Below are 21,958 nucleotides of genomic sequence, written 5' to 3'. Positions count from 1 at the left end.
AAAGATGATGAAAAAGATACAAATGGTTGACCTTAAAGGTCAATATGAAGCTATAAAAGGTGAAGTAAACAATTCTTTCCAGGAAATTCTTGAATCTACGGCATTTATTAACGGCCCTGAAGTTCAGAACTTTCAGAAGGAAATGGAAGATTATCTGGGGGTAAAGCACGTGATCCCCTGTGCTAATGGGACAGATGCTTTACAAATTGCCATGATGGGCCTTGATCTTAAACCCGGTGACGAAATAATAACCGCAGATTTCACTTTTGCTGCAACAGTAGAGGTTATCGCGCTGCTTCAGTTAACTCCGGTGCTGGTAGATGTAGAGCAGGATACCTTTAATATAGATCCTGAAGCCATAAGGAAAGCAATTACACCAAGAACAAAAGCTATTGTGCCGGTGCACCTGTTTGGACAAACGGCAAATATGGACGCTATCATGGAAATTACCAGGGAACATAATCTTTACGTGATTGAAGATAATGCGCAGGCGATTGGCGCAAATTATCATTCGGGGAAAAACGGAAAAGTAAAGGCAGGTGCAATTGGAGATGTGGCCGCAACTTCATTTTTTCCGTCGAAAAATTTAGGTTGTTATGGTGATGGCGGTGCTATTTTTACCAATAATGATGGTTTAGCACATACGATAAGAGGAATTGTAAACCACGGAATGTATGAGCGGTATCACCATGATGTTGTGGGCGTAAATTCCAGACTGGACAGTTTGCAAGCCGCTGTGCTACGTGCAAAACTCCCCAGGCTTGACTATTATAATGAAGCCCGCAGGGAAGCTGCAGAAAAGTATGATGAAGCGCTAAAAGGGCAGCAATTTCTGGAAATTCCGGTAAGGGAAGGTGAGCCTGATACCCATGTTTTTCATCAATATACCCTGAAGATCACCAATGGAAAACGGGATGAGCTGGTAAAGCATTTGCAGGAAAAGGAAATTCCGTGCGGAGTGTATTATCCTATTCCTTTACATAAGCAGAAAGCTTATGCCGATGAGCGGTATAATGAAGCAGATTTTCCCGTGACGAATCAACTGGTAAAAGAGGTGATTTCCTTGCCGATGCATACGGAGCTTGAAGACGATCAGATTACATATATTACCAATGCGATTATTGAATTTTTAAAATAGGAATGTAAAAAGCTATCTCTACAAGGGAAGTTACTAAAAAGTGGTCGGTGCCTATCAGGAATTGAGGTATTATATTAAATCAGTTCCTTTCGATCTATAAAAAACGGGTCAGATTTTAAAAAGTCTAATCTCTGTTATTTAAACTTTATACACTTTGGGGATAGAATCTTTTTATATTAAGAAAGATTATCTCCTTTTTGGCTTCGGGATAAAAGCTCCGGGAAAATTTTCCTTAATTTCTCTTAATGCTCTGTCTGCTTCAAGTCGGTTACGGAAATTACCTACATATACTTTATAATTTGGGGTTTCATAATCGATCATTGCCGGATAAGTGTACTTGGTTTCGTAATCCTTGAACACTTCACTGGCCTCTTTATTGTCTCCGTAGAATAATTGTATCTTATATCGATCCCCAATTTTATTTTCTTCAGACATTTCAGTTTTTAATTCCAAAAGTTTTGAAATTTTTTCATCCTGATTAATATTAATCTCTGCATTTTGAGCTGAAAGATTTGCATACGAAACTGCAGTCAAAAAGCAGGTGAATATCAGGTTATTTCGGGATAATTTTTGCATAATTATTACATTTAAGACAAAGGTAAAGCTAAATAATTTAAACGCATCTTAATTTATTATTTAGAACAAATATAAATTATCGATTAACACATCTGTAACATTCCTTAAATGCACTTTATATATTACTTTTGTGCACGAATTTCAAGGTACGGATACTTAATTTTATTGCTTTTAAGGAGTAGAAAAACCGTACCAAAGTTTAGACGTTAATTCAACTTATAATATGAAAAAGGTGAAATACCGCCATTCAACTTCACGATTGCTGCTCTTAAGCGTAGCGTTTTTCTTATCGTTTACAGTTACTGGAATTGCACAGGATGACACTTCGGCCGATGCTTCTCAGGAGCAGGTCCAGGGTGAGGAGCAAACTGCGGGAGCCGCTGCGGCTACTGGTGGATTGGGAGACCCGGCCAATGGTAAGTCTCTGTTTAATTCTTTATGTGCTGCATGTCATAAACCCTATTCTGAATCTATAGGCCCGGCCCTTAACGGTGTTACTGAAAGACGTGACATGGATTGGCTTTACCAGTGGATTCATAATAGCACTAATCTTATTGCTTCTGGAGATGCTGAAGCTGTGGCTGTTTTTGAGGAGTATAACGAGACAGTGATGCCTCCTTTTCCTCAATTGACAGAAACACAGATTAATGATATTTTAGCTTATGTAGAGCAGCCAAAACCAGAAGCCCCGGCTTCAGCCCAGCAGGCTGGTGCAGAGGCTGGTGCTGGTGGGGGTCAGGGAGTTTCAACTAACTTGATTTTAGGTGTTCTTGCCTTTGTGCTCCTAATGCTGTTGGTGGTACTTTTTCTTGTTAATAAAACGCTTAGAAATTTTGCAGCCGCAAGTGGCGTGGTAATTCCGGAGAAACCGAAAAGAAAGCCGTTATATAAATCTTTTGTGGAAAACCAGTTCCTTGTGGTGGTGCTTGCTGTGGTAGTGCTGCTTGGTGTTGCATATTATGGATATGGATATATGATGCAGGTTGGAGTAGATCAAGGTTACCAGCCAATCCAGCCAATTCATTTCTCGCATAGAATTCATGCCGGAGATAATCAGGTAGAGTGTAAATTCTGTCACTCTTCTGCGCGTACTTCAAAAACATCAGGAATACCTTCTTTGAATGTGTGTATGAACTGTCATAAATCTATTTCTGAAGTGGCTCCTGAAACTGCAACTGCAGAATTTTCAAAGGAATTCTACGATAAAGAAATTGCTAAACTTTATGAAGCGACAGGTTGGGAGCCTGGCTCCAGAACATATTCCGGTGAAGCAAAACCTGTGAAGTGGGTTCGTTTGCACAACCTTCCGGATTTTGCATACTTTAATCATTCCCAGCACGTGACGGTGCAGGGGACACAATGCCAAACCTGTCATGGTCCTGTTGAAGAAATGGAGGTGATGTATCAGCATGCGCCTTTAACAATGGGATGGTGTGTAAATTGTCATCGTGAGACTAAGGTGAATATGGTGGGCAATGAATATTACGAGAAAATCCATGAAGAATTGGCTAAAAAGTATGGAGTAGAAGAAGTTACTGCTGCTGATTTAGGTGGAATAGAATGTGGTAAATGCCATTATTAAAATGTTTTTTCTGCTGAAGAGCAGGTTTAATTTAGAAGTTAATATTTAGATATATATGTCATCAAACAAAAAATACTGGACAAGTGTTGAGGAACTGGATAAGAACAGTTCTATTGTTGAGGCACTACAACAGAAGGAATTTGTTGAGGAAATACCGGTTGATGAATTTTTGGGAGATAAAAACTCTCTCGAAAGTTCTAAAACATCAAGAAGGGACTTTCTTAAGTATGTTGGTTTTAGTACTGCAGCAGCAACGCTTGCAGCCTGTGAAGGACCTGTTGTTAAATCTATACCTTATGTAGTGCAGCCGGAACGAATTGTTCCTGGTAGCGCAAATTACTACGCTACTACGATGGCCGATGGTTTCGATTTCGCCGGGGTTCTTGTAAAGACCCGGGAAGGAAGGCCTATAAAGATTGAGGTTAATACCATGGCTAATACCGGCGCGAATGCAAGGGTACAGGCTTCAGTATTATCACTTTATGATAGAAAAAGGCTCAAAAATCCCAAGGCTAAAGGACAAAATATCTCCTGGGAGGAATTTGATAGTTCAGTAAAAGGAAGATTAGATAATGTTAGTGGGGAAATCGCTTTGCTTACCCCAACTTTTGCAAGTCCATCTACGGCGCGAATCATTAGTGAATTTTCAGAGAAATACGGTAATGTAAGGCATGTGGTCTACGATGCTGTTTCTGAAGATGCTGCTCTAAATGCATTTCAGGCTAGATATGGAAGACGCGCATTACCGGCTTATGATTTTTCGAGGGCTGAAACTATTGTTTCTGTTGGTGCCGATTTCTTAGGGGACTGGAATGGTGGTGGATATGATTCTAAGTATGCTCTTGGCCGTATTCCTAAAGATGGAAAAATGTCAAGACATATTCAGTTTGAAGCCAATATGAGTTTGTCTGGTGCGAATGCCGATAAGCGTGTTCCTTTAAAACCATCTCAGCAAAAGGCAGTAATGGCTGCTCTTTATGGTTATATTGTAAATGGTGCTTCTACCAGTAACCTTCCTTCAGAACTTGATGATATCGTTGTAAAAGCTGCTGCTCAACTTAGACGTGCAGGAAGTAATGCGGTTGTAATTACGGGTATTCCTGATAATGATGCCCAATCATTAGCATTGGCAATAAATGAAAGCCTTGGAAGTGCTGTAATGGATGTTGAAAATCCCAGGATGCTAAGGCAGGGAAACGCTACTGCAGTTACTGAGCTTGTGAATGATATGGCTGCAGGTAATATTGGAGCTGTAATTATCGCGGGTGTAAATCCGGTTTACAGTTTGCCTAATTCCTTGGAGTTTGTAGAGGGGCTTAAAAACGTAGAACTTTCAGTAGCCTTTGCATCTAAAGAAGATGAAACAGCAAAACTATGTGAATTTGTAGGTCCAACTCCACATTATTTAGAAAGTTGGGGGGATGTTCAGTTCACAACCAGAAATGTTACTTTGATGCAGCCAACTATACGGCCGCTTTTTAATACAAGACAATTACAGGATACATTGTTAAACTGGAGTGATAATTCTCAAAATTATTACGAGTATCTAAAAGAAATGTGGTCTGGATCTTTGGGTGCCGAAGGTTGGAATCAGGGATTACATGATGGAGCTTTTGAGTTGGATGCAGCTTCTGAGTTTGCTTCTGCGGGTGATATTGCCGAAGCTTTACCGGAAATGAACAGTGATTCTGTTGCGGCAAGAAATCTTTCTTCGGCAATAGATGAAGGAGCAGGTCTTGAATTAGAACTTTATACTTCTGTTGCTATGGGAGATGGCCAACAGGCTAACAACCCCTGGCTTCAGGAAATGCCTGATCCTCTTACGAGAGCATCATGGGATAATTACCTTAAAATTTCCAGGATAGACGCAGAGGAAATGGGGCTTGAGAATTATCACGTTTCTAATGGTGGACTAAACGGAAGCAAAGTTAATATTACACTTGGAGATACTGTTGTAAAAAACGTTCCCGTATACATTCAACCTGGTCAGGCCAGAGGTTCGGTTGCTTTAGCTTTTGGCTATGGTAAGACTGAGGCTGTACAGGATGAAATGAAAGTTGGTGTTAATGCCTATCCTCTTTATGAAAATTTCAATTCTGTTCAGACCGTTAGCATTGAAAAAGTAGAGGGTATTCATGAATTTGCATGTGTTCAGCTTCATAACACCCTTATGGGAAGAGGTGATATTATAAAGGAGACAACCTTAGAAATTTTTAATACAAAGGATTATCATTTCTGGAATCCTGTTGCCGAAGTTTCTTTAAATCACCAGGAAACACCGGTTACTTCGCCAGAGGTCGATATTTGGGAAAATTTTGACCGTAGTATTGGTCATCATTTTAATATGTCTATAGATCTTAATGCCTGTACCGGTTGTGGAGCTTGCGTTATCGCATGTCACGTTGAGAACAATGTACCGGTAGTAGGAAAGGAAGAAGTAAGGAAATCGAGAGATATGCACTGGTTGCGTATAGATAGATATTATGCTTCTGAAGATGAAGGTTTCGGGACAGATATAGAGACTAAAGAGAATATGTCTGGTCTGGGCAGTTCGCTTTCTACTTTTGCTGAACTGGAGCAGCCTGCAGATAATCCGCAGGTAGTATTCCAACCGGTAATGTGTCAGCACTGTAACCAGGCTCCCTGTGAGACTGTATGTCCTGTAGCGGCAACTGTTCATGGTCGCCAGGGACAAAATCAAATGGTTTATAACCGTTGTGTGGGTACAAGATATTGTGCTAACAACTGTCCATATAAAGTTCGTAGGTTTAACTGGTTCCTATATAACAAAAATGAAGAGTTTGATTATCATATGAGCAATGATCTTGGTCGTATGGTGTTGAATCCTGATGTTACTGTAAGGTCCAGGGGAGTAATGGAAAAATGTTCATTATGTATTCAAAGAACCCAAAAAACTATATTGGATGCGAAAAGGGAAGGAAGACCTGTTCAGGATGGAGAATTCCAGACTGCATGTTCCCTCGCTTGTGATAAAGGTGCAATTGTATTTGGAGATGTAAATGATGAAGAAAGTTTGATATATGAAAAAAGGCAGGATGAAAGGATGTACCACATGTTGGAATATCTTGGCACAAAGCCAAACGTGATGTATCAAACTAAAGTGAGAAATACAGCAGACGCTTAATAAATCAATAATAAAGAATCAATTATAAAAGGATATGTCTCATTACGAAGCACCTATAAGAAAGCCTTTAGTAACCGGTAATAAAACGTATCACGACGTCACGTTAGACGTAGTTGCACCGGTAGAGGGAAGGGCAAATAAATCCTGGTGGATTGTTTTCTCCATTGCTCTTGTAGCTTTTATGTGGGGATTAGGATGTATAATCTATACAGTTTCAACCGGGATCGGTACTTGGGGATTAAATAAAACCGTTGGTTGGGCATGGGATATTACCAACTTTGTTTGGTGGGTAGGTATTGGTCACGCCGGTACCCTTATCTCCGCGGTACTTTTGCTCTTCCGCCAAAAGTGGAGAATGGCAATTAACCGTTCAGCGGAAGCTATGACAATATTCTCGGTAATGCAGGCTGGTCTTTTTCCAATCATTCACATGGGGCGTCCCTGGTTGGCATATTGGGTATTGCCTATTCCAAACCAATTTGGAACACTATGGGTAAACTTTAACTCACCTTTGCTTTGGGATGTATTTGCAATTTCCACTTACTTATCTGTATCTCTGGTTTTCTGGTGGACTGGTTTGCTTCCGGATTTTGCAATGATTCGGGACAGAGCTATTACTCCATTTAATAAAAGAATTTATGGAATTCTCTCCTTTGGATGGAGTGGACGGGCTAAAGACTGGCAAAGATTCGAAGAAGTCTCTTTAGTGCTTGCTGGTTTAGCAACGCCATTGGTACTTTCTGTGCATACTATTGTATCTTTTGACTTTGCTACTTCGGTTATTCCTGGTTGGCATACTACGATTTTCCCTCCGTACTTTGTTGCTGGAGCGATTTTCTCCGGATTTGCAATGGTGAACACCTTGCTTATTATTATGAGAAAAGTATCTCATCTTGAAGATTATATCACAATCCAGCATATAGAATTGATGAACATCGTTATTATGATTACGGGTTCTATTGTGGGTACAGCTTATATTACAGAATTAGTTATTGCGTGGTACTCTGGTGTTGAATACGAGCAATATGCTTTTCTTAACCGGGCCACAGGGCCATATTGGTGGGCTTACTGGTCCATGATGACCTGTAACGTATTCTCGCCACAATTTATGTGGTTTCCTAAATTGAGAAGAAGTATTATGTTCTCCTTTTTTATCTCGATAGTGGTAAACATTGGAATGTGGTTTGAGCGGTTTGTAATTATCGTTACTTCTCTTCACAGAGACTATCTTCCGTCTTCATGGACGATGTTCTCGCCAACCTTTGTCGATATTGGTATTTTTATTGGAACCATTGGATTCTTCTTTGTGTTATTTCTTTTATATGCACGATCTTTCCCTGTAATTGCACAGGCTGAAGTTAAATCTATTTTAAAAGCTTCAGGAGACAGGTATAAAAAATTAAGAGCTGAGCATGGGGATCATGTGAAGCATTATGACCCAAATCCAATTCAACAGCCGGTAGCTAATTCTACAAGAGATGAAGATAAAGCGAGGGAGTTTAATAAATCACTTCCGGGAGAAACTGAAGATGATGCTAACGGAAATGGACACGAAGGAACAGTAAATGCCGATGCTTTGACATTTAGTGAGGTTACGAAGGATAGGATTGACGAGATGTTAAGCAGAATAGGAACTTATGATCCTGCAACGCAATCTCAGGATGATCTACAGAAACTTAAAAATGTAGGACCTTTATTGGAGCAGCGTTTACACCAGGTGGGAATCTATCTTTATGATCAGGTAAGTAAACTCACAGAAAAAGATTTTACATTGCTTGACGAGGTTATAGAGGCTTTTCCAATCGCTGAAAAACGTAATAACTGGGTGGCACAGGCAAATGATTTAAAAAACAATAGATAAGAGATGGCATCAAAAGTTATACACGCTATTTATAATGATGACGACTTGCTTATACAGGCAGTGAAGCAGGTTCGTGAAGCACGCTATCATATTGGGGAGGTTTATACGCCGTTCCCGGTGCACGGTTTGGATAAAGTAATGGGTCTTGCTCCAACGAGATTGGCTATTACGTCCTTTATTTACGGTGTAATTGGACTGAGTGTGGCGATCGCAATGATGAATTTTATAATGATTGAAGACTGGCCACAGGATATTGGAGGGAAGCCGAGTTTTAGCTTTCTTCAAAATTTACCGGCGTTTGTGCCTATTATGTTTGAACTTACCGTGTTTTTTGCAGCTCACTTAATGGTGATTACCTTCTATATGAGAAGTAAATTATGGCCTTTCAAGAAAGCCGAAAATCCTGATTTAAGAACAACAGATGATATGTTCCTCATGGAAGTTGATGCGGCAAGTCATAATATAGATGAGCTTACAAAGTTTTTATATGATACAGGCGCATCTGAAATTAAACTAATTGAAAAATAAATAGACATAATGAAAAGTTTATTTAAAAGATACTTATTGTTGTTCATAATAGCTGCGACCGTGGTTTCTTGTGTTGAAAATAACAAGCCGAACTACGAATATATGCCAAACATGTATCGCACCGTACCATATGAGACGTATGGTGAATATCCAATTTTTGAAAATGGTCAGGAAGCAAAATTACCCGTAGAAGGAACTGTTTCCAGGGGATGGATGCCTTATCCATACGAGAACGATGCAGAAGGCTATGCATCTGCAAAAGCAAATCTTGAGAATCCACTGCCTTATACAGAAGATAACCTTGCTGAGGGAAAACAACTGTACACGATATATTGTGCAGTTTGCCATGGCGATGAGGGTGATGGTCAGGGTATTTTGGCTGAAAGAGAAAAGATCCTTGGTATTCCAGCTTATGATGATGCAGGTAGGGCTATTACAGAAGGTAGTGTATACCATGTAATGTATTATGGTCTCAATAACATGGGTTCTTATGCCTCGCAAACTTCTATCGAGGAGCGTTGGTTAATCGATCATTATGTAATGAATCTGAAAGATCAATTAGCAGGAAATCCGGAAAGAGAATTTGAAGAAGCCGCTAGTTTTAATGAGGTGGAAAATATTATTCCAGCAGTCAATGCGGATAAAGAGATGGTTTCCAAAGAAACTTCTACCACGAGTAGCGAGGAGGAAGAAAATCAAAACGAAGAATAAAAGTATTTAGATCTATCATTATGTACACGCTATCCAGTAAATTAAAGTTAACCGCAATTATATGTATGATTGTTGGTGCCATAGGTCTCATATACGGATTTATAGCTGCACCGGATTCTGTGGAAGAGGTCAGGGAAATGATGGCATCACACGGAGAACATGATGCTGAACCGCACCAGGAAGTAGTAGAACTCGATGAAGAGGGAATAGAAAATGCAACAGACCACAATTTCTCTAAAGAAGTTGAGGATGCAGGTTATGAAGAAGACCTTGAAATGGATCACGAAGAGGCAGCATCTCACGAAGACGAACATTTTGAACATCTGCTGCACCAGTTACAGAATAAACCCTGGGCTGCTGTATATGTAGCCGCATTCTTTTTCTTTATGATCTCTCTTGGTACGCTGGCGTTTTATGCTATACAATATGCAGCACAGGCGGGATGGTCTCCGGTATTATTCCGGGTTATGGAAGGCATATCGGCATACCTGCTTCCGGGGGGAATAATTATGTTTGTTCTTCTTGTGCTTTCAGGACTCCATTTAAATCATCTTTTTATATGGATGGATCCAGAAGTCGTTGCAACAGACGAAATCATTCAGAATAAATCATCTTACCTTAATGTTCCGTTCTTTTTAATAAGAGCTGCGATTTACCTCGGTGGATGGATTTTCTTTGGATATTTACTAAGACGAAATTCGCTAAGACATGATGAGGCGAATGATAACAGATGGTTTAAAACCAATTTCAAGTTAGCCGCTGGCTTTTTAGTATTCTTTATTGTGACTGAGTCTATGATGTCATGGGACTGGATAATGAGTGTGGATCCACACTGGTTTAGTACTTTGTTTGGTTGGTATGTATTTGCCAGTATGTTTGTCTCTGGAATTACGACTATTGCTTTAATTACAATTTATTTAAAGTCTCGTGGATATCTGACTTTTGTTAACAACAGCCATATTCATGATCTGGCCAAGTTTATGTTCGGAATTAGTATTTTCTGGACGTACCTTTGGTTTTCACAATTTATGTTGATCTGGTACTCTAACATACCTGAAGAGGTAGTGTACTATATCACACGTATGGAGGATTATAATCTGCCCTTCTTTGGAATGGTAGCTATTAACTTTCTTTTCCCTGTTCTGGTACTAATGAACAGTGATTATAAAAGGGTTAATTGGTTTGTGGTAATGACAGGAATTGTCGTGCTAATTGGTCATTATCTTGATATTTATGTAATGATCATGCCTGCAACTGTTGGCGAGTCGTGGTTTATTGGAATTCCTGAAATAAGTGCAGTGCTTTTCTTTGGAGGATTGTTTACTTTTGTGGTCTTTAATGCACTTACAAAGGCTCCTCTTTTGGTGAAGAGAAACCCTTTCCTCAAAGAAAGCGAGAATTACCATTATTAATAAAGATTATTGTTTAAAGAAGAATTTATAAGATGACCGTATTTTTAGTAATAGTAGTACTGGCACTTCTTGCCATAACGGGTTGGCAAATGTCGAAGATATTTCAGTTGTCAAGAAGTCCTGATGAAGATACATCTGAAATTGCCAATGATAAGGATAACAACAGCCAGGGGTTGTTCATGATGATTTTTGTTATCCTCTTTTTTATCCTAATGGCTTACTGTTTTTGGTATTACAGTAGGTTTTATTTACCCGGAGCGTCTTCAGAGCATGGTTCCGAGTACGATAGTCTTATGTTTATATCCCTTGCCGTCATTATGGTGGTGCAGGTATTAACTCAGGCATTATTATTCTATTTTTCTTATTATTATCGTGGTAATAAGCGTAAAAAAGCTCTTTTCTATGCAGATAATGATAAACTTGAATTTATATGGACGATAATCCCGGTTATTGTTCTTGCAGGATTAATTATATATGGTTTGTTTACATGGTCCAGCATTATGAATATCAACGAGGACGATGATCCTTTGGTCATAGAGTTATACGCAAAACAATTTAGCTGGACGGCGCGATATGCAGGAGAGGACAATACGCTGGGTAAAGCTAATGTTCGCTTTATTGAAGGTATTAATACAGTAGGGGTCGATGTAAATGATAACTATGCTGAAGATGATATTATAGCTACAGAACTACATTTACCTGTAGGTCGGCCGGTACTTTTTAAAATGAGGTCTCAGGATGTATTGCATTCAGCATTCTTCCCACACTTTAGGGCGCAAATGAATGTGGTGCCGGGAATGACAACCCAATTTGGGTTCACCCCAACCATTACTACTGAAGATATGCGGAGTTCTGAATATATGGTAGATAAGGTGAGAACGATCAATGAAATAAGAAAAGAAAACAGCCAGCAATTGATGGCCAATGGAGAAGCACCTTTAGATTCTTATGAATTTGATTATTACTTATTATGTAACAAGATTTGTGGAGTAGCTCATTACAACATGCAAATGAAAATTGTTGTGGAAAGTCCTGAAGATTATAATGCCTGGATTGCCGAACAGCAAACTTTTGGTGCGACTATGGCAGACCAGGAGCCGCCATCGGGACAGGAAGAACAGCTTAAGGAGGAGAAGAGAGAAGCACCAAAAGAGGTGAGAGAGACGATGGAAGCAATGGAACAAGGAGAAGAAATTTAAAAGATTAAAGAATTAAAGATATGTCAGCAATAGCAAACGCACCGGCTCAGGATCATCATGACGATCATGGACATCATCATAAGGAAACATTTATAACAAAATATATTTTTAGTCAGGATCATAAGATGATTGCCAAGCAATATCTTATTACTGGCCTTCTAATGGGGGTAATAGGCATACTTATGTCTATTCTATTTAGAATGCAGCTGGCCTGGCCTGAAGAGTCCTTCTGGATTTTTGAGGCACTGCTGGGCAAATGGGCACCAGACGGGGTAATGACACCTTCGGTTTACCTTGCACTTGTTACCATTCACGGTACGATAATGGTCTTTTTCGTGCTTACAGCGGGATTGAGTGGTACTTTCAGTAACCTTTTAATTCCCTTGCAAATTGGCGCAAGAGATATGGCTTCAGGATTCCTTAACATGCTTTCTTACTGGCTGTTTTTCGTTTCCTGTATTATAATGCTTAGTTCATTGTTTGTAGAAGCAGGACCTGCATCTGCCGGTTGGACTATCTATCCACCTTTGAGTGCCTTGCCACAGGCCATAGGAGGTTCTGGAATGGGGATGACCCTTTGGTTAACTTCCATGGCTATTTTCATTGCTTCATCTTTGTTAGGGTCACTAAACTATATTGTTACCGTACTTAACCTAAGAACTAATGGAATGTCCATGACCAGACTTCCTTTAACAATTTGGGCATTCTTTGTAACTGCAATAATCGGGGTGGTTTCTTTTCCTGTGTTACTTTCTGCAGCACTATTACTTATAATGGACCGTAGCTTCGGAACTTCTTTCTTCCTTAGTGATATTTATTTGGAAGGAGAGGTGCTTGCTCATCAGGGAGGTTCTCCCGTACTTTTTGAGCATTTATTCTGGTTCCTTGGTCACCCTGAAGTGTATATAGTTATACTTCCTGCAATGGGTATTGCTTCAGAAGTTTTAGCGACCAATTCCCGTAAACCTATTTTTGGATACCGTGCGATGATTGCTTCTATTCTGGCAATTGCGTTTCTATCTACAATAGTATGGGGTCACCATATGTTTGTTTCTGGTATGAATCCGTTTCTAGGTTCAGTTTTTACCTTTACAACCTTATTAATTGCAATTCCTTCCGCAGTAAAAGCTTTTAACTGGATCACAACAATCTGGAAAGGAAACTTACAAATGAACCCTGCGATGTTGTTTTCCATTGGGTTTGTAAGTACGTTTATTACCGGTGGTCTTACAGGGATTATCCTAGGGGATTCAACACTGGATATTAATGTTCACGATACGTATTTTGTAATAGCTCACTTCCACCTTGTAATGGGTATTTCAGCATTATATGGACTATTTGCCGGTGTTTACCACTGGTATCCTAAAATGTTCGGAAGGATGATGAATAAAAATCTTGGTTACCTTCACTTTTGGGTAACTCTAGCGGGAGCTTACGGAGTTTTCTTCCCAATGCACTTTATAGGGATGGCAGGTTTGCCTCGTAGATATTATACCAACACGGCTTTCCCATATTTCGATGACCTTCAGGATGTAAACGTGATTATCACCGTTTCAGCTATAATTACAGCATTGGTGCAACTGGCCTTTATGTATAACTTCTTTGGTTCTATGTTCTACGGAAAAAAAGCCGTACAAAATCCATGGAAAGCCAATACATTAGAATGGACTACTCCGGTAGAACATATTCATGGGAACTGGCCAGGACCAATACCATCTGTACACCGTTGGGCTTACGATTACAGTAAAACGAATAAAGATGGTGAATACGTAATTCCTGGTCAGGATTACGTGCCGCAAGATGTGCCGCTTCAGGAGCATGAAGAAGAATTAGGTGAGGGGCACCAGGTGGCAAATCCTTAAGAATTTTAATTTTGAGTATAATGAAACCCTGCAAGATGATTCCTGCGGGGTTTTTCTGTAAATATTTTCTTCTGAATTCCTGACGCTAGGTGAAATTTTAGATCTTAAGAAGCGTCCCGTTTGGCAGCTTTTTTCTTTTATCTTTGTGATAAGTTGAAAAAGATAAGCTAAAGCCAACCCCGGCAAAATTAAACCTTGTTTATGAACGAAAATCTGGATCCTACCGGTGAGAATTTTTCTTCGGAAGAATTTGATGTAGAAAGAGCGTTGCGGCCGCTGAGTTTTGATGATTTTGCAGGTCAGGATCAGGTTCTGGAAAATCTGAAAATTTTTGTTCAGGCGGCGAATCTAAGAGGGGAAGCATTGGATCATACCCTTTTTCATGGACCTCCCGGTTTGGGGAAAACTACCCTGGCACATATTTTAGCCAATGAATTAAATGTAACCCTCAAGGTTACATCCGGTCCCGTACTTGACAAACCCGGAGATCTTGCCGGTTTGTTAACAAACCTTGAAGAAAGGGATATTCTTTTTATTGATGAAATCCATCGGCTAAGTCCGGTTGTTGAGGAGTATTTATATTCAGCAATGGAAGATTACCGGATAGATATTATGATAGAATCTGGTCCCAATGCGAGAACTGTTCAAATCAATTTAAATCCGTTTACTCTTATTGGTGCCACCACACGTTCAGGTTTGCTTACCGCACCTATGAGGGCGAGGTTTGGAATTGCCAGCAGACTTCAATATTATACTACAGAGCTGCTTTCAGATATTGTTCAACGTAGTGCAGAGATTCTTAAAGTTCCTATTGCTCTTGATGCAGCCATCGAAATCGCCGGCAGGAGCAGGGGAACACCGCGTATAGCAAATGCTTTGCTAAGACGGGTTCGGGATTTTGCCCAGATTAAAGGGAACGGAAAAATCGACCTGGAAATCGCAAAATATGCCCTCAAAGCTTTAAATGTCGATGCACATGGCCTGGACGAGATGGATAATAAAATCTTAAGCACGATAATTGACAAATTTAAGGGTGGTCCTGTGGGCATCACGACACTCGCGACGGCTGTTAGCGAAAGTGCCGAAACTATAGAAGAGGTTTATGAGCCTTTTCTTATTCAGCAGGGCTTTATTTACCGCACTCCGCGTGGCAGGGAGGTAACCGAAGCTGCTTATAAGCACCTGGGTCGGGTAAAAGGCAACGTACAGGGCGGACTTTTTTAAGTTGAAGCCGAAAATTGGCAAATTTCGACCTTTATAAGACCCTTTAGTTTTTTGGGCTTTACTTTCTGCCTAAAAAACTTCTTTAATTCTGAAACACCTTTTAAAAATGGCAAATATCGATATACCTACAGTTTCATCTTTTCAATTTCTGAAAAATGCCAATCTCATTCTACGGAATCCTTTGCCTTTTCATCGTGAAAACTTCGAAAAGCTTGGAGATATTTTCCAGGTGGATCTTGGCTTCAGAAAAAACGTAATCTTTTGCCGGGATGCCAATTTTGCCGAATATGTGCTGAAAAAGAACCACAAGAATTACCATAAATCTACAATTCAGACAGAAGATATGGCCAAATATCTTGGCCACGGACTTCTAACCACAGATGGGGAAGAATGGAGGAAGCAAAGGCGAATGATCCAGCCTGCTTTCCATAAAAAACAACTCGCCCAGCTTTTGAACACCATTGATGCTGCCATAAAAACTGAAATCGATAAGGTGGAAACCGGAAAAGCAATAGATATTTTTCCCATTTTTAATGATCTTGCTTTCCAAACGGTGGTTAAATCTCTGTTTAGTAGTGCCGCAGGTCAGGAAGAAATTACCAGGTTACAATATATCACAGAGGCTGCTCAAAAAATGTTGGTTAAAGAATTACGTCAACCTTTTAAAGGCTGGTGGTTTAAACTGAGCGGAAAAATAAAACACCACCTGGAACTCACACAGGAAGCCAGGGATATTCTGAAGAAAATAGTTGCAGATCGCAGGCAAAGCGGCCAAAGACAGGACGATTTGTTGGATATGTTGCTGGACGCCCGTTATGAAGACGGTGAAGCAATGAGCGAAAAGCAGCTAATAGATGAAATCCTGATTTTGTTTACTGCCGGTCACGAAACTACTTCCAACGCACTTACTTTTACGGCTAAACTGCTCGCGAACCATCCTGAAATTCAGGATAAAATTGCTGCTGAAGTAAAAGAAGCCAGGGCAAATTCAGAAAATCATTTTGAATTTCTGAAGAATTGCACTTATACCTCCCAGGTGGTGGAAGAATCCATGCGGCTGTATCCTCCGGTTTACTTTATAGATCGTGTAAATCTTGAAGATGATGAGTTTAACGGAATTCATATTCCGAAGAATTCTAGTTTGTTATTTTCATTATATGAAATCCATAGAAATGAGGAGCACTGGAAAAATCCGGAAGGATTTGATCCCGATAGGTTTGAAGGAGGCGGCAATAAACATGAACCTTATTATTTTCCGTTTGGAGCCGGTCCAAGAAAATGCATTGGCAACAATTTTGCAATGTACGAGATGATAATGACGGTTGCGGAATTAGTTTCCCGGTTTAAAATTTCAGCTCCTTCAGCAGACATTGAAATCCAACCGTTAATCACCCTGAAGCCGAAAAATGCCATTTTAGAGTTCACACCCAGGTAAGAATGGATAACAGAAGGAAATATTCAGAAATGATAAAAACCGAAGCCAAACGCCTCGGTTTCCTGTCTTGTGGTATTTCTAAAGCAGAATTTTTAGAAAAGGAAGCTCCGCGGCTGGAAAATTTTCTTCAGAATAACATGCATGGGGAGATGCGGTGGCTGGAAAATCATTTTGATAAGCGCCTGGATCCTACAAAACTCGTGGAAGGATCGAAAAGTGTAATTTCCGTGTTGCTAAATTATTATCCGCACGATTTTCAGAAGGAGAATTCATATAAAATTAGCAAATATGCTTACGGTCAGGATTATCATTTTGTGATCAAAGACAAACTGAAGCAGTTGCTGCATTATATGCAGGACGAAATTGGGCAAATTGAAGGCCGTGCTTTTGTAGATTCCGCACCGGTTCTTGACAAAGCCTGGGCAGCAAAAAGCGGACTCGGCTGGATTGGGAAACATTCGAATCTACTTTCCAAGCAAACCGGCTCCTTCTATTTTATTGCCGAATTAATTGTAGACCTGGAGCTGGAATATGACACTCCAGTGACCGATCACTGCGGAAGTTGTACCGCCTGCATCGATGCCTGCCCCACAGATGCCATTGTGGAACCCTATAAAGTTGATGGCAGTAAATGTATTTCTTACTTCACGATTGAACTTAAGGACGAATTGCCAAATTCGTACAGTGGTAAATTTGACGACTGGATGTTTGGGTGCGATGTGTGCCAGGATGTGTGCCCTTGGAATAAATTTTCGAAACCTCATAACGAGCCGCTTTTTAATCCGCACCCGCAACTGCTGGAAAATGAAAAAAAGGATTGGGAAGAGATCACTAAGGACACTTTCAATGAAATTTTCAGGAAATCTGCCGTAAAAAGAACAAAATTTGAAGGTTTGAAGCGGAATATGCGGTTTCTTCAGAAGTAATTGAGCTTTTTTCGGTTAAAACCTCTAATAGAGATCTGTCAGGTTTTTAAAAGCTGACAGATCTTTTACCTCCATAAAAAGCCCGACCCCAAAATTGGCAATTATCGACCTTTTAATGTGGATTTGGCTTTATTAAATACTTCAGTTCATCAAAATTTAAGTTTTTTTACTGTTCGTGTAATAAATCAGGTTTTTCATCACTAAACAGGTAAAGACAATTTTGACAAAAGATTTTTACAGCCAATCTATTCTGCCGTATGCAGGCATTATCATCAAAATCTGCAGGGCATATACCGATACCGAGGAGGATTTTCAGGATTATTACCAGGAGGTTTGCCTTCAAATCTGGAATAGCCGAAACAGTTTTAGAGAAGAATCTAAATGGTCCACCTGGATCTACAGGATTTCGCTGAATGTTTGTATGAGTTTATTGAGAAAAAGCAAAAAGAAGCAGGTTCGAGCTTCAGATTATATTGAGGTTCAGAATGTGCCAGATGAGGAGAAGGCTTTTCAGGATGAATCTTTAAAACTACTATATAAAACAATCCGCCAACTTTCAGAATTAGACCGGGCTATAATTCTACTCTACCTGGAAGAAAAATCTTATAAAGAAATTGCGGCTATTATTGGAACTACTTCAAATAATATTGGAGTGAGAATTACACGAATTAAAAAACAACTAAAAAATTTACTTGATGGAAAGATCTATTGAAAATATCTGGAAAAAAGGATTTGAAGCTGAAGAAAAACTTTCAGCCCCGGTAGTGTCGAATCTTTATGAACGCAAATCGACGCTGCTCATAGAAAAAATAAAAAGGACCACCAAAAAAGACAACTTCAGTTTAATTCCTGTGGGGGTTGTGATTTTTGGTGTTCTGGTTTTCATGGGGAAAGTTATATTAGGTTTTTATGTGGCTACTCTAATTACAGCACTCTTTTTTTTGAACAAAAAGAAGCTGAAAGAATTGGAAACGCTGGATGTTAAAAACAGTACATATAATTATCTCCTTGATTATAGAAACCAGGTTAAAAGTATAGTGAAATTTTCTACATGGCTCATGGGTGTTGGTTTTCCTTTAGTGGCTATTCCTGCTTACTGGATATTTTTTAGAGGAAGCGAAATAATGAGCAATTTTGAACAGCTCGACTTAGCTCAGGAAATTTTAATTATTTCAGGAGTGGCTGTGTTGCTTTCAATATTGGGAATCTTAGCGTATCGGATAAGCACAGCAATTATTTATGGGAAATTACTGGCCAGGCTGGAAGATACTATTGAAGATATGGAGGAATTGATGAAAAGCTAGGCCTTCATTGCAATTTTTAGAAGGAGGTATTAATAAGCTTTTGCTTCAGTTTTCTAAAGAAACCTTGTTATATTTGTTGGTAAGGCAAAAAAGAATTTTATGAGTAGTAAAGCAAGGAAGAGACGTGAAGCTTTGGTGTATCACGCCAAACCAAAACCCGGAAAAATAGAAGTTGTTCCAACCAAGAAATATGCTACACAAAGAGATTTGTCGCTGGCTTATTCTCCCGGCGTTGCAGAACCTTGCCTGGAAATAGAAAAAGATAAGGATAACGCCTATAAATATACCGCTAAAGGAAATCTGGTGGCGGTGATTTCTAACGGAACGGCAGTGCTGGGCCTTGGTGATATAGGTCCTGAAGCTTCCAAACCAGTAATGGAAGGAAAAGGACTCTTATTTAAGATTTTTGCAGATATAGACGTTTTTGATATCGAAGTAGATACTAAAGATGTAGATAAATTCATTGAAACTGTAAAAAATATTGCTCCTACTTTCGGCGGAATTAACCTTGAAGATATTAAAGCTCCTGAAGCTTTCGAAATTGAACAACGGTTAAAGGCAGAGCTGGATATACCCGTAATGCACGATGATCAGCATGGGACTGCTATAATTTCTGCAGCAGCATTGTTAAATGCTCTTGAACTGACGAAAAAGAAAATCGAAAAAGTAAAAATAGTAGTGAGCGGTGCCGGTGCCGCTGCTGTTTCCTGTACCAAACTTTACAAAGCTTTTGGTGCAAAAGCTGAAAACATTGTAATGTTGGATAGTAAAGGAGTGATTAGAAAAGATCGTCCGGGACTTTCAGAAGAAAAACTGGAATTTGCTACCGACAGGAAAATCGACACTCTAGATGAAGCTATGAAGAATGCCGACGTCTTTATAGGACTTTCTATTGCCGATATTGTTTCTCCGGAAATGCTCACCAGCATGGCTAAAAAGCCAATTGTTTTTGCAATGGCCAATCCAAATCCGGAAATTGATTATCAATTGGCTATGGATACACGTAAAGACATCATCATGGCTACGGGCAGAAGTGATCATCCTAACCAGGTTAATAATGTACTTGGTTTTCCATTCATCTTTAGAGGAGCATTGGATGTACGTGCAACCAAGATAAATGAAGAAATGAAAATGGCCGCGGTGAAAGCCCTTGCAGAGCTTACAAAAGAAGCTGTGCCGGAGCAGGTGAATATAGCATATGGTGAAACCCGACTGAATTTTGGTCCCGATTATATTATTCCGAAGCCATTTGATCCAAGATTAATTGCAAAAGTACCGCCGGCAGTGGCTAAAGCTGCTATGGAAAGTGGTGTTGCAAAAGAACCTATTCACGACTGGCAGAAATATGAAGATGAGCTGCTGGAGCGCATGGGTAACGACAATAAAGTTACCCGCCTGTTAATGAACCGTGCCAAAACAAATCCGAAACGGATTGTTTATGCCGAAGCAGATCACCTTGATGTACTTAAAGCTGCTCAAATCGCAAATGATGAAGGAATAGCAATTCCTATCCTGCTCGGGAGAAAAGAAGTGATCCAGGAACTCATGGCGGAAATTGATTTTGATGCCGATGTAGAAATTATTGATCCGAAGGCTGACGAGGAGGAAGAGAAACGCAATGCTTATGCCCGTGTGTACTGGAATACCAGGAGTAGAAGTGGTATAACCTTGTATGATGCTCAAAATTTAATGAGGGAGCGTAATTATTTTGCGGCGATGATGGTGAATGAAGGTGATGCCGATGCTTTACTTTCAGGGTATTCCAGGGCTTATCCTGCAGTGGTAAAACCAATGCTGGAGCTTATTGGGATGGCAAAAGGAGTGAGCAGAGTGGCGGCAACAAACCTTATGAACACTGCACGAGGTCCTCTTTTTATAAGCGACACCTCGATAAATATAGATCCTACAGCAAAAGATTTGGCCAAAATCGCTCAAATGACAGCCAGAACTGTACAGATTTTTGGTATGGAACCGGTTATAGCTATGATTTCTTATGCCAATTTTGGTTCGTCTAGCGATCCTCGTGCGAAAAAAGTAAAAGAAGCTGTTGCTTATCTTCATCGTTATCATCCAGACCTAAAGGTGGATGGAGAGTTGCAGAGTGATTTTGCACTTAATAAAGAGATGCTGCAAAGCAAATTTCCATTTTCGAAACTTGCAGGTAAAAAGGTGAATACTTTGGTTTATCCTAATCTCGATTCAGCTAATAGTACCTACAAGCTTATTAAGGAACTTAATAATGTAGATTCTATAGGTCCTATTATGATGGGAATGAAAAAACCCGTTCATATACTTCAGTTGGGCGCCAGTGTGGAAGAGATGGTAAATATGTCTGCCGTTGCAGTAGTAGATGCGCAGGAGAAATCAAAGAAGCCGAAGAAATAGCACTTCTCTGAGAGTTTTTAGGAGATTTCGGTCTTTGCTTAATTTTACTACATTTGAGCTCTATATTTTCTTATAGCTTATGATTCATCACTTAAAGGGGCAGCTCATTGAGAAGAACCCGACTTTTGTTGTTATTGAATGTGGAGGAGTTGGATATTATGTTCATATTTCCCTCCACACATTTTCACTCATTTCTGCTTCTGAAGTAATTAGTCTCTATACCCATTTACAGGTAAAAGAAGACTCTCATACTCTTTTCGGCTTTAAAGAAAAGTCTGAAAGAGAAATTTTCCGGCTGCTGATTTCAGTTTCGGGGATTGGTGCCAGTACTGCGCGTACAATGCTTTCTTCCTTGGAACCCAATCAAATAAAGGAAGCAATAGCAACCGGGGATGTGGCTACCATCCAAAGCATTAAAGGAATTGGTGCCAAAACCGCACAACGGGTGATTTTGGACCTCAAAGATAAAATCCTAAAAGTTTTTGGCGCCGACGAAGTTTTTGTCTCCTCAAACAATACTATTAAAGAGGAAGCGTTATCAGCTTTAGAAACTCTTGGCTTTGCCAGGAAACAGGCTGAAAAAGTTATTGACAAAATCTTAAAGGAAACTCCAGATCCAAGCGTGGAGTCCCTGATAAAGCAGGCGCTTAAAAATCTATAATTAGTTTGA

The 21,958-nt window shown here is 39.8% G+C and carries 17 protein-coding genes; 16 read left to right on the top strand and 1 reads right to left on the bottom strand.

Going from position 1 to position 21,958, the window contains the following annotated elements; all coding sequences use genetic code 11:
* Positions 1 to 7 precede the first annotated feature (7 nt).
* Positions 8 to 1,138: a DegT/DnrJ/EryC1/StrS family aminotransferase gene (locus RM541_RS07985; protein ID WP_311499786.1), complete on the top strand. Its 1,131-nt coding sequence runs from the start codon at positions 8 to 10 to the stop codon at positions 1,136 to 1,138.
* A 186-nt stretch (positions 1,139 to 1,324) separates the two neighbouring features.
* Here the strand turns inward: RM541_RS07985 and RM541_RS07980 are convergent, their stop codons facing one another.
* Positions 1,325 to 1,714 (bottom strand): SPOR domain-containing protein, encoded by a 390-nt coding sequence (locus tag RM541_RS07980; protein WP_311499692.1) that lies wholly within the window; start codon positions 1,712 to 1,714, stop codon positions 1,325 to 1,327.
* Positions 1,715 to 1,937: 223 nt separating this feature from the next.
* On the opposite strand from RM541_RS07980, the gene RM541_RS07975 reads away from it, so the two are divergent.
* The 15 genes from RM541_RS07975 to ruvA all read left to right on the top strand — a co-directional run bounded on the left by RM541_RS07975 (position 1,938) and on the right by ruvA (position 21,949).
* Positions 1,938 to 3,296 (top strand): c-type cytochrome, encoded by a 1,359-nt coding sequence (locus RM541_RS07975; protein ID WP_311499691.1) that lies wholly within the window; start codon positions 1,938 to 1,940, stop codon positions 3,294 to 3,296.
* A 55-nt stretch (positions 3,297 to 3,351) separates the two neighbouring features.
* On the top strand, positions 3,352 to 6,441 hold the full coding sequence (locus RM541_RS07970) for a TAT-variant-translocated molybdopterin oxidoreductase (RefSeq protein ID WP_311499690.1): 3,090 nt from the start codon (positions 3,352 to 3,354) through the stop codon (positions 6,439 to 6,441).
* A 34-nt stretch (positions 6,442 to 6,475) separates the two neighbouring features.
* On the top strand, positions 6,476 to 8,302 hold the full coding sequence (gene nrfD / locus RM541_RS07965; protein WP_311499689.1) for an NrfD/PsrC family molybdoenzyme membrane anchor subunit: 1,827 nt from the start codon (positions 6,476 to 6,478) through the stop codon (positions 8,300 to 8,302).
* 3 nt (positions 8,303 to 8,305) lie between these two features.
* Positions 8,306 to 8,830 carry a DUF3341 domain-containing protein gene (locus RM541_RS07960; protein WP_311499688.1) on the top strand — a complete coding sequence of 175 codons (525 nt, stop codon included), beginning with the start codon at positions 8,306 to 8,308 and terminating at the stop codon, positions 8,828 to 8,830.
* Between the two features lie 9 nt (positions 8,831 to 8,839).
* Positions 8,840 to 9,541: a c-type cytochrome gene (locus RM541_RS07955; RefSeq protein WP_311499687.1), complete on the top strand. Its 702-nt coding sequence runs from the start codon at positions 8,840 to 8,842 to the stop codon at positions 9,539 to 9,541.
* Positions 9,542 to 9,561: 20 nt separating this feature from the next.
* A complete protein-coding gene (locus RM541_RS07950; RefSeq protein WP_311499686.1) occupies positions 9,562 to 10,953 on the top strand; it encodes a quinol:cytochrome C oxidoreductase in 1,392 nt (463 codons plus the stop codon).
* 32 nt (positions 10,954 to 10,985) lie between these two features.
* Positions 10,986 to 12,152 carry a cytochrome c oxidase subunit II gene (locus RM541_RS07945; RefSeq protein WP_311499685.1) on the top strand — a complete coding sequence of 389 codons (1,167 nt, stop codon included), beginning with the start codon at positions 10,986 to 10,988 and terminating at the stop codon, positions 12,150 to 12,152.
* Positions 12,153 to 12,172: 20 nt separating this feature from the next.
* The gene (locus RM541_RS07940) at positions 12,173 to 14,014 is read left to right on the top strand and encodes a cytochrome c oxidase subunit I (RefSeq protein WP_311499684.1); all 1,842 of its coding nucleotides are present in this window, start codon (positions 12,173 to 12,175) and stop codon (positions 14,012 to 14,014) included.
* Between the two features lie 201 nt (positions 14,015 to 14,215).
* The gene (gene ruvB / locus RM541_RS07935) at positions 14,216 to 15,238 is read left to right on the top strand and encodes a Holliday junction branch migration DNA helicase RuvB (protein ID WP_311499683.1); all 1,023 of its coding nucleotides are present in this window, start codon (positions 14,216 to 14,218) and stop codon (positions 15,236 to 15,238) included.
* A gap of 106 nt (positions 15,239 to 15,344) precedes the next feature.
* The gene (locus tag RM541_RS07930; RefSeq protein WP_311499682.1) at positions 15,345 to 16,673 is read left to right on the top strand and encodes a cytochrome P450; all 1,329 of its coding nucleotides are present in this window, start codon (positions 15,345 to 15,347) and stop codon (positions 16,671 to 16,673) included.
* Positions 16,674 to 16,702: 29 nt separating this feature from the next.
* Positions 16,703 to 17,599, top strand: a complete 897-nt coding sequence (gene queG / locus RM541_RS07925; RefSeq protein ID WP_432264667.1) for a tRNA epoxyqueuosine(34) reductase QueG — start codon at positions 16,703 to 16,705, stop codon at positions 17,597 to 17,599.
* A gap of 220 nt (positions 17,600 to 17,819) precedes the next feature.
* Positions 17,820 to 18,311, top strand: coding sequence for an RNA polymerase sigma factor (locus tag RM541_RS07920; RefSeq protein WP_311499680.1), 492 nt, complete (start codon positions 17,820 to 17,822; stop codon positions 18,309 to 18,311).
* On the top strand, positions 18,295 to 18,903 hold the full coding sequence (locus RM541_RS07915) for a hypothetical protein (RefSeq protein ID WP_311499679.1): 609 nt from the start codon (positions 18,295 to 18,297) through the stop codon (positions 18,901 to 18,903). Before RM541_RS07920 ends, RM541_RS07915 begins: the two co-directional genes overlap by 17 nt.
* A 99-nt stretch (positions 18,904 to 19,002) precedes the next feature.
* Positions 19,003 to 21,288: an NADP-dependent malic enzyme gene (locus RM541_RS07910; RefSeq protein ID WP_311499678.1), complete on the top strand. Its 2,286-nt coding sequence runs from the start codon at positions 19,003 to 19,005 to the stop codon at positions 21,286 to 21,288.
* Between the two features lie 79 nt (positions 21,289 to 21,367).
* Positions 21,368 to 21,949: a Holliday junction branch migration protein RuvA gene (ruvA, locus tag RM541_RS07905; protein ID WP_311499677.1), complete on the top strand. Its 582-nt coding sequence runs from the start codon at positions 21,368 to 21,370 to the stop codon at positions 21,947 to 21,949.
* Positions 21,950 to 21,958: the final 9 nt, after the last annotated feature.

The organism is Autumnicola psychrophila (assembly GCF_031846645.1).
In the GTDB taxonomy this organism is placed as follows: Bacteria; Bacteroidota; Bacteroidia; order Flavobacteriales; family Flavobacteriaceae; genus Autumnicola; species Autumnicola psychrophila.
This window is presented reverse-complemented; position numbering and strand designations above follow the sequence as displayed.

Bases quoted from the DNA above. Each gene is read 5' to 3' on its own strand.
- RM541_RS07985 (WP_311499786.1), top strand. From the start codon at position 8: ATGAAAAAGATACAAATGGTTGACCTTAAAGGTCAATATGAAGCTATA.
- RM541_RS07980 (WP_311499692.1), bottom strand. From the start codon at position 1,714: ATGCAAAAATTATCCCGAAATAACCTGATATTCACCTGCTTTTTGACT.
- RM541_RS07975 (WP_311499691.1), top strand. From the start codon at position 1,938: ATGAAAAAGGTGAAATACCGCCATTCAACTTCACGATTGCTGCTCTTA.
- RM541_RS07970 (WP_311499690.1), top strand. From the start codon at position 3,352: ATGTCATCAAACAAAAAATACTGGACAAGTGTTGAGGAACTGGATAAG.
- nrfD (WP_311499689.1), top strand. From the start codon at position 6,476: ATGTCTCATTACGAAGCACCTATAAGAAAGCCTTTAGTAACCGGTAAT.
- RM541_RS07960 (WP_311499688.1), top strand. From the start codon at position 8,306: ATGGCATCAAAAGTTATACACGCTATTTATAATGATGACGACTTGCTT.
- RM541_RS07955 (WP_311499687.1), top strand. From the start codon at position 8,840: ATGAAAAGTTTATTTAAAAGATACTTATTGTTGTTCATAATAGCTGCG.
- RM541_RS07950 (WP_311499686.1), top strand. From the start codon at position 9,562: ATGTACACGCTATCCAGTAAATTAAAGTTAACCGCAATTATATGTATG.
- RM541_RS07945 (WP_311499685.1), top strand. From the start codon at position 10,986: ATGACCGTATTTTTAGTAATAGTAGTACTGGCACTTCTTGCCATAACG.
- RM541_RS07940 (WP_311499684.1), top strand. From the start codon at position 12,173: ATGTCAGCAATAGCAAACGCACCGGCTCAGGATCATCATGACGATCAT.
- ruvB (WP_311499683.1), top strand. From the start codon at position 14,216: ATGAACGAAAATCTGGATCCTACCGGTGAGAATTTTTCTTCGGAAGAA.
- RM541_RS07930 (WP_311499682.1), top strand. From the start codon at position 15,345: ATGGCAAATATCGATATACCTACAGTTTCATCTTTTCAATTTCTGAAA.
- queG (WP_432264667.1), top strand. From the start codon at position 16,703: ATGATAAAAACCGAAGCCAAACGCCTCGGTTTCCTGTCTTGTGGTATT.
- RM541_RS07915 (WP_311499679.1), top strand. From the start codon at position 18,295: ATGGAAAGATCTATTGAAAATATCTGGAAAAAAGGATTTGAAGCTGAA.
- RM541_RS07910 (WP_311499678.1), top strand. From the start codon at position 19,003: ATGAGTAGTAAAGCAAGGAAGAGACGTGAAGCTTTGGTGTATCACGCC.
- ruvA (WP_311499677.1), top strand. From the start codon at position 21,368: ATGATTCATCACTTAAAGGGGCAGCTCATTGAGAAGAACCCGACTTTT.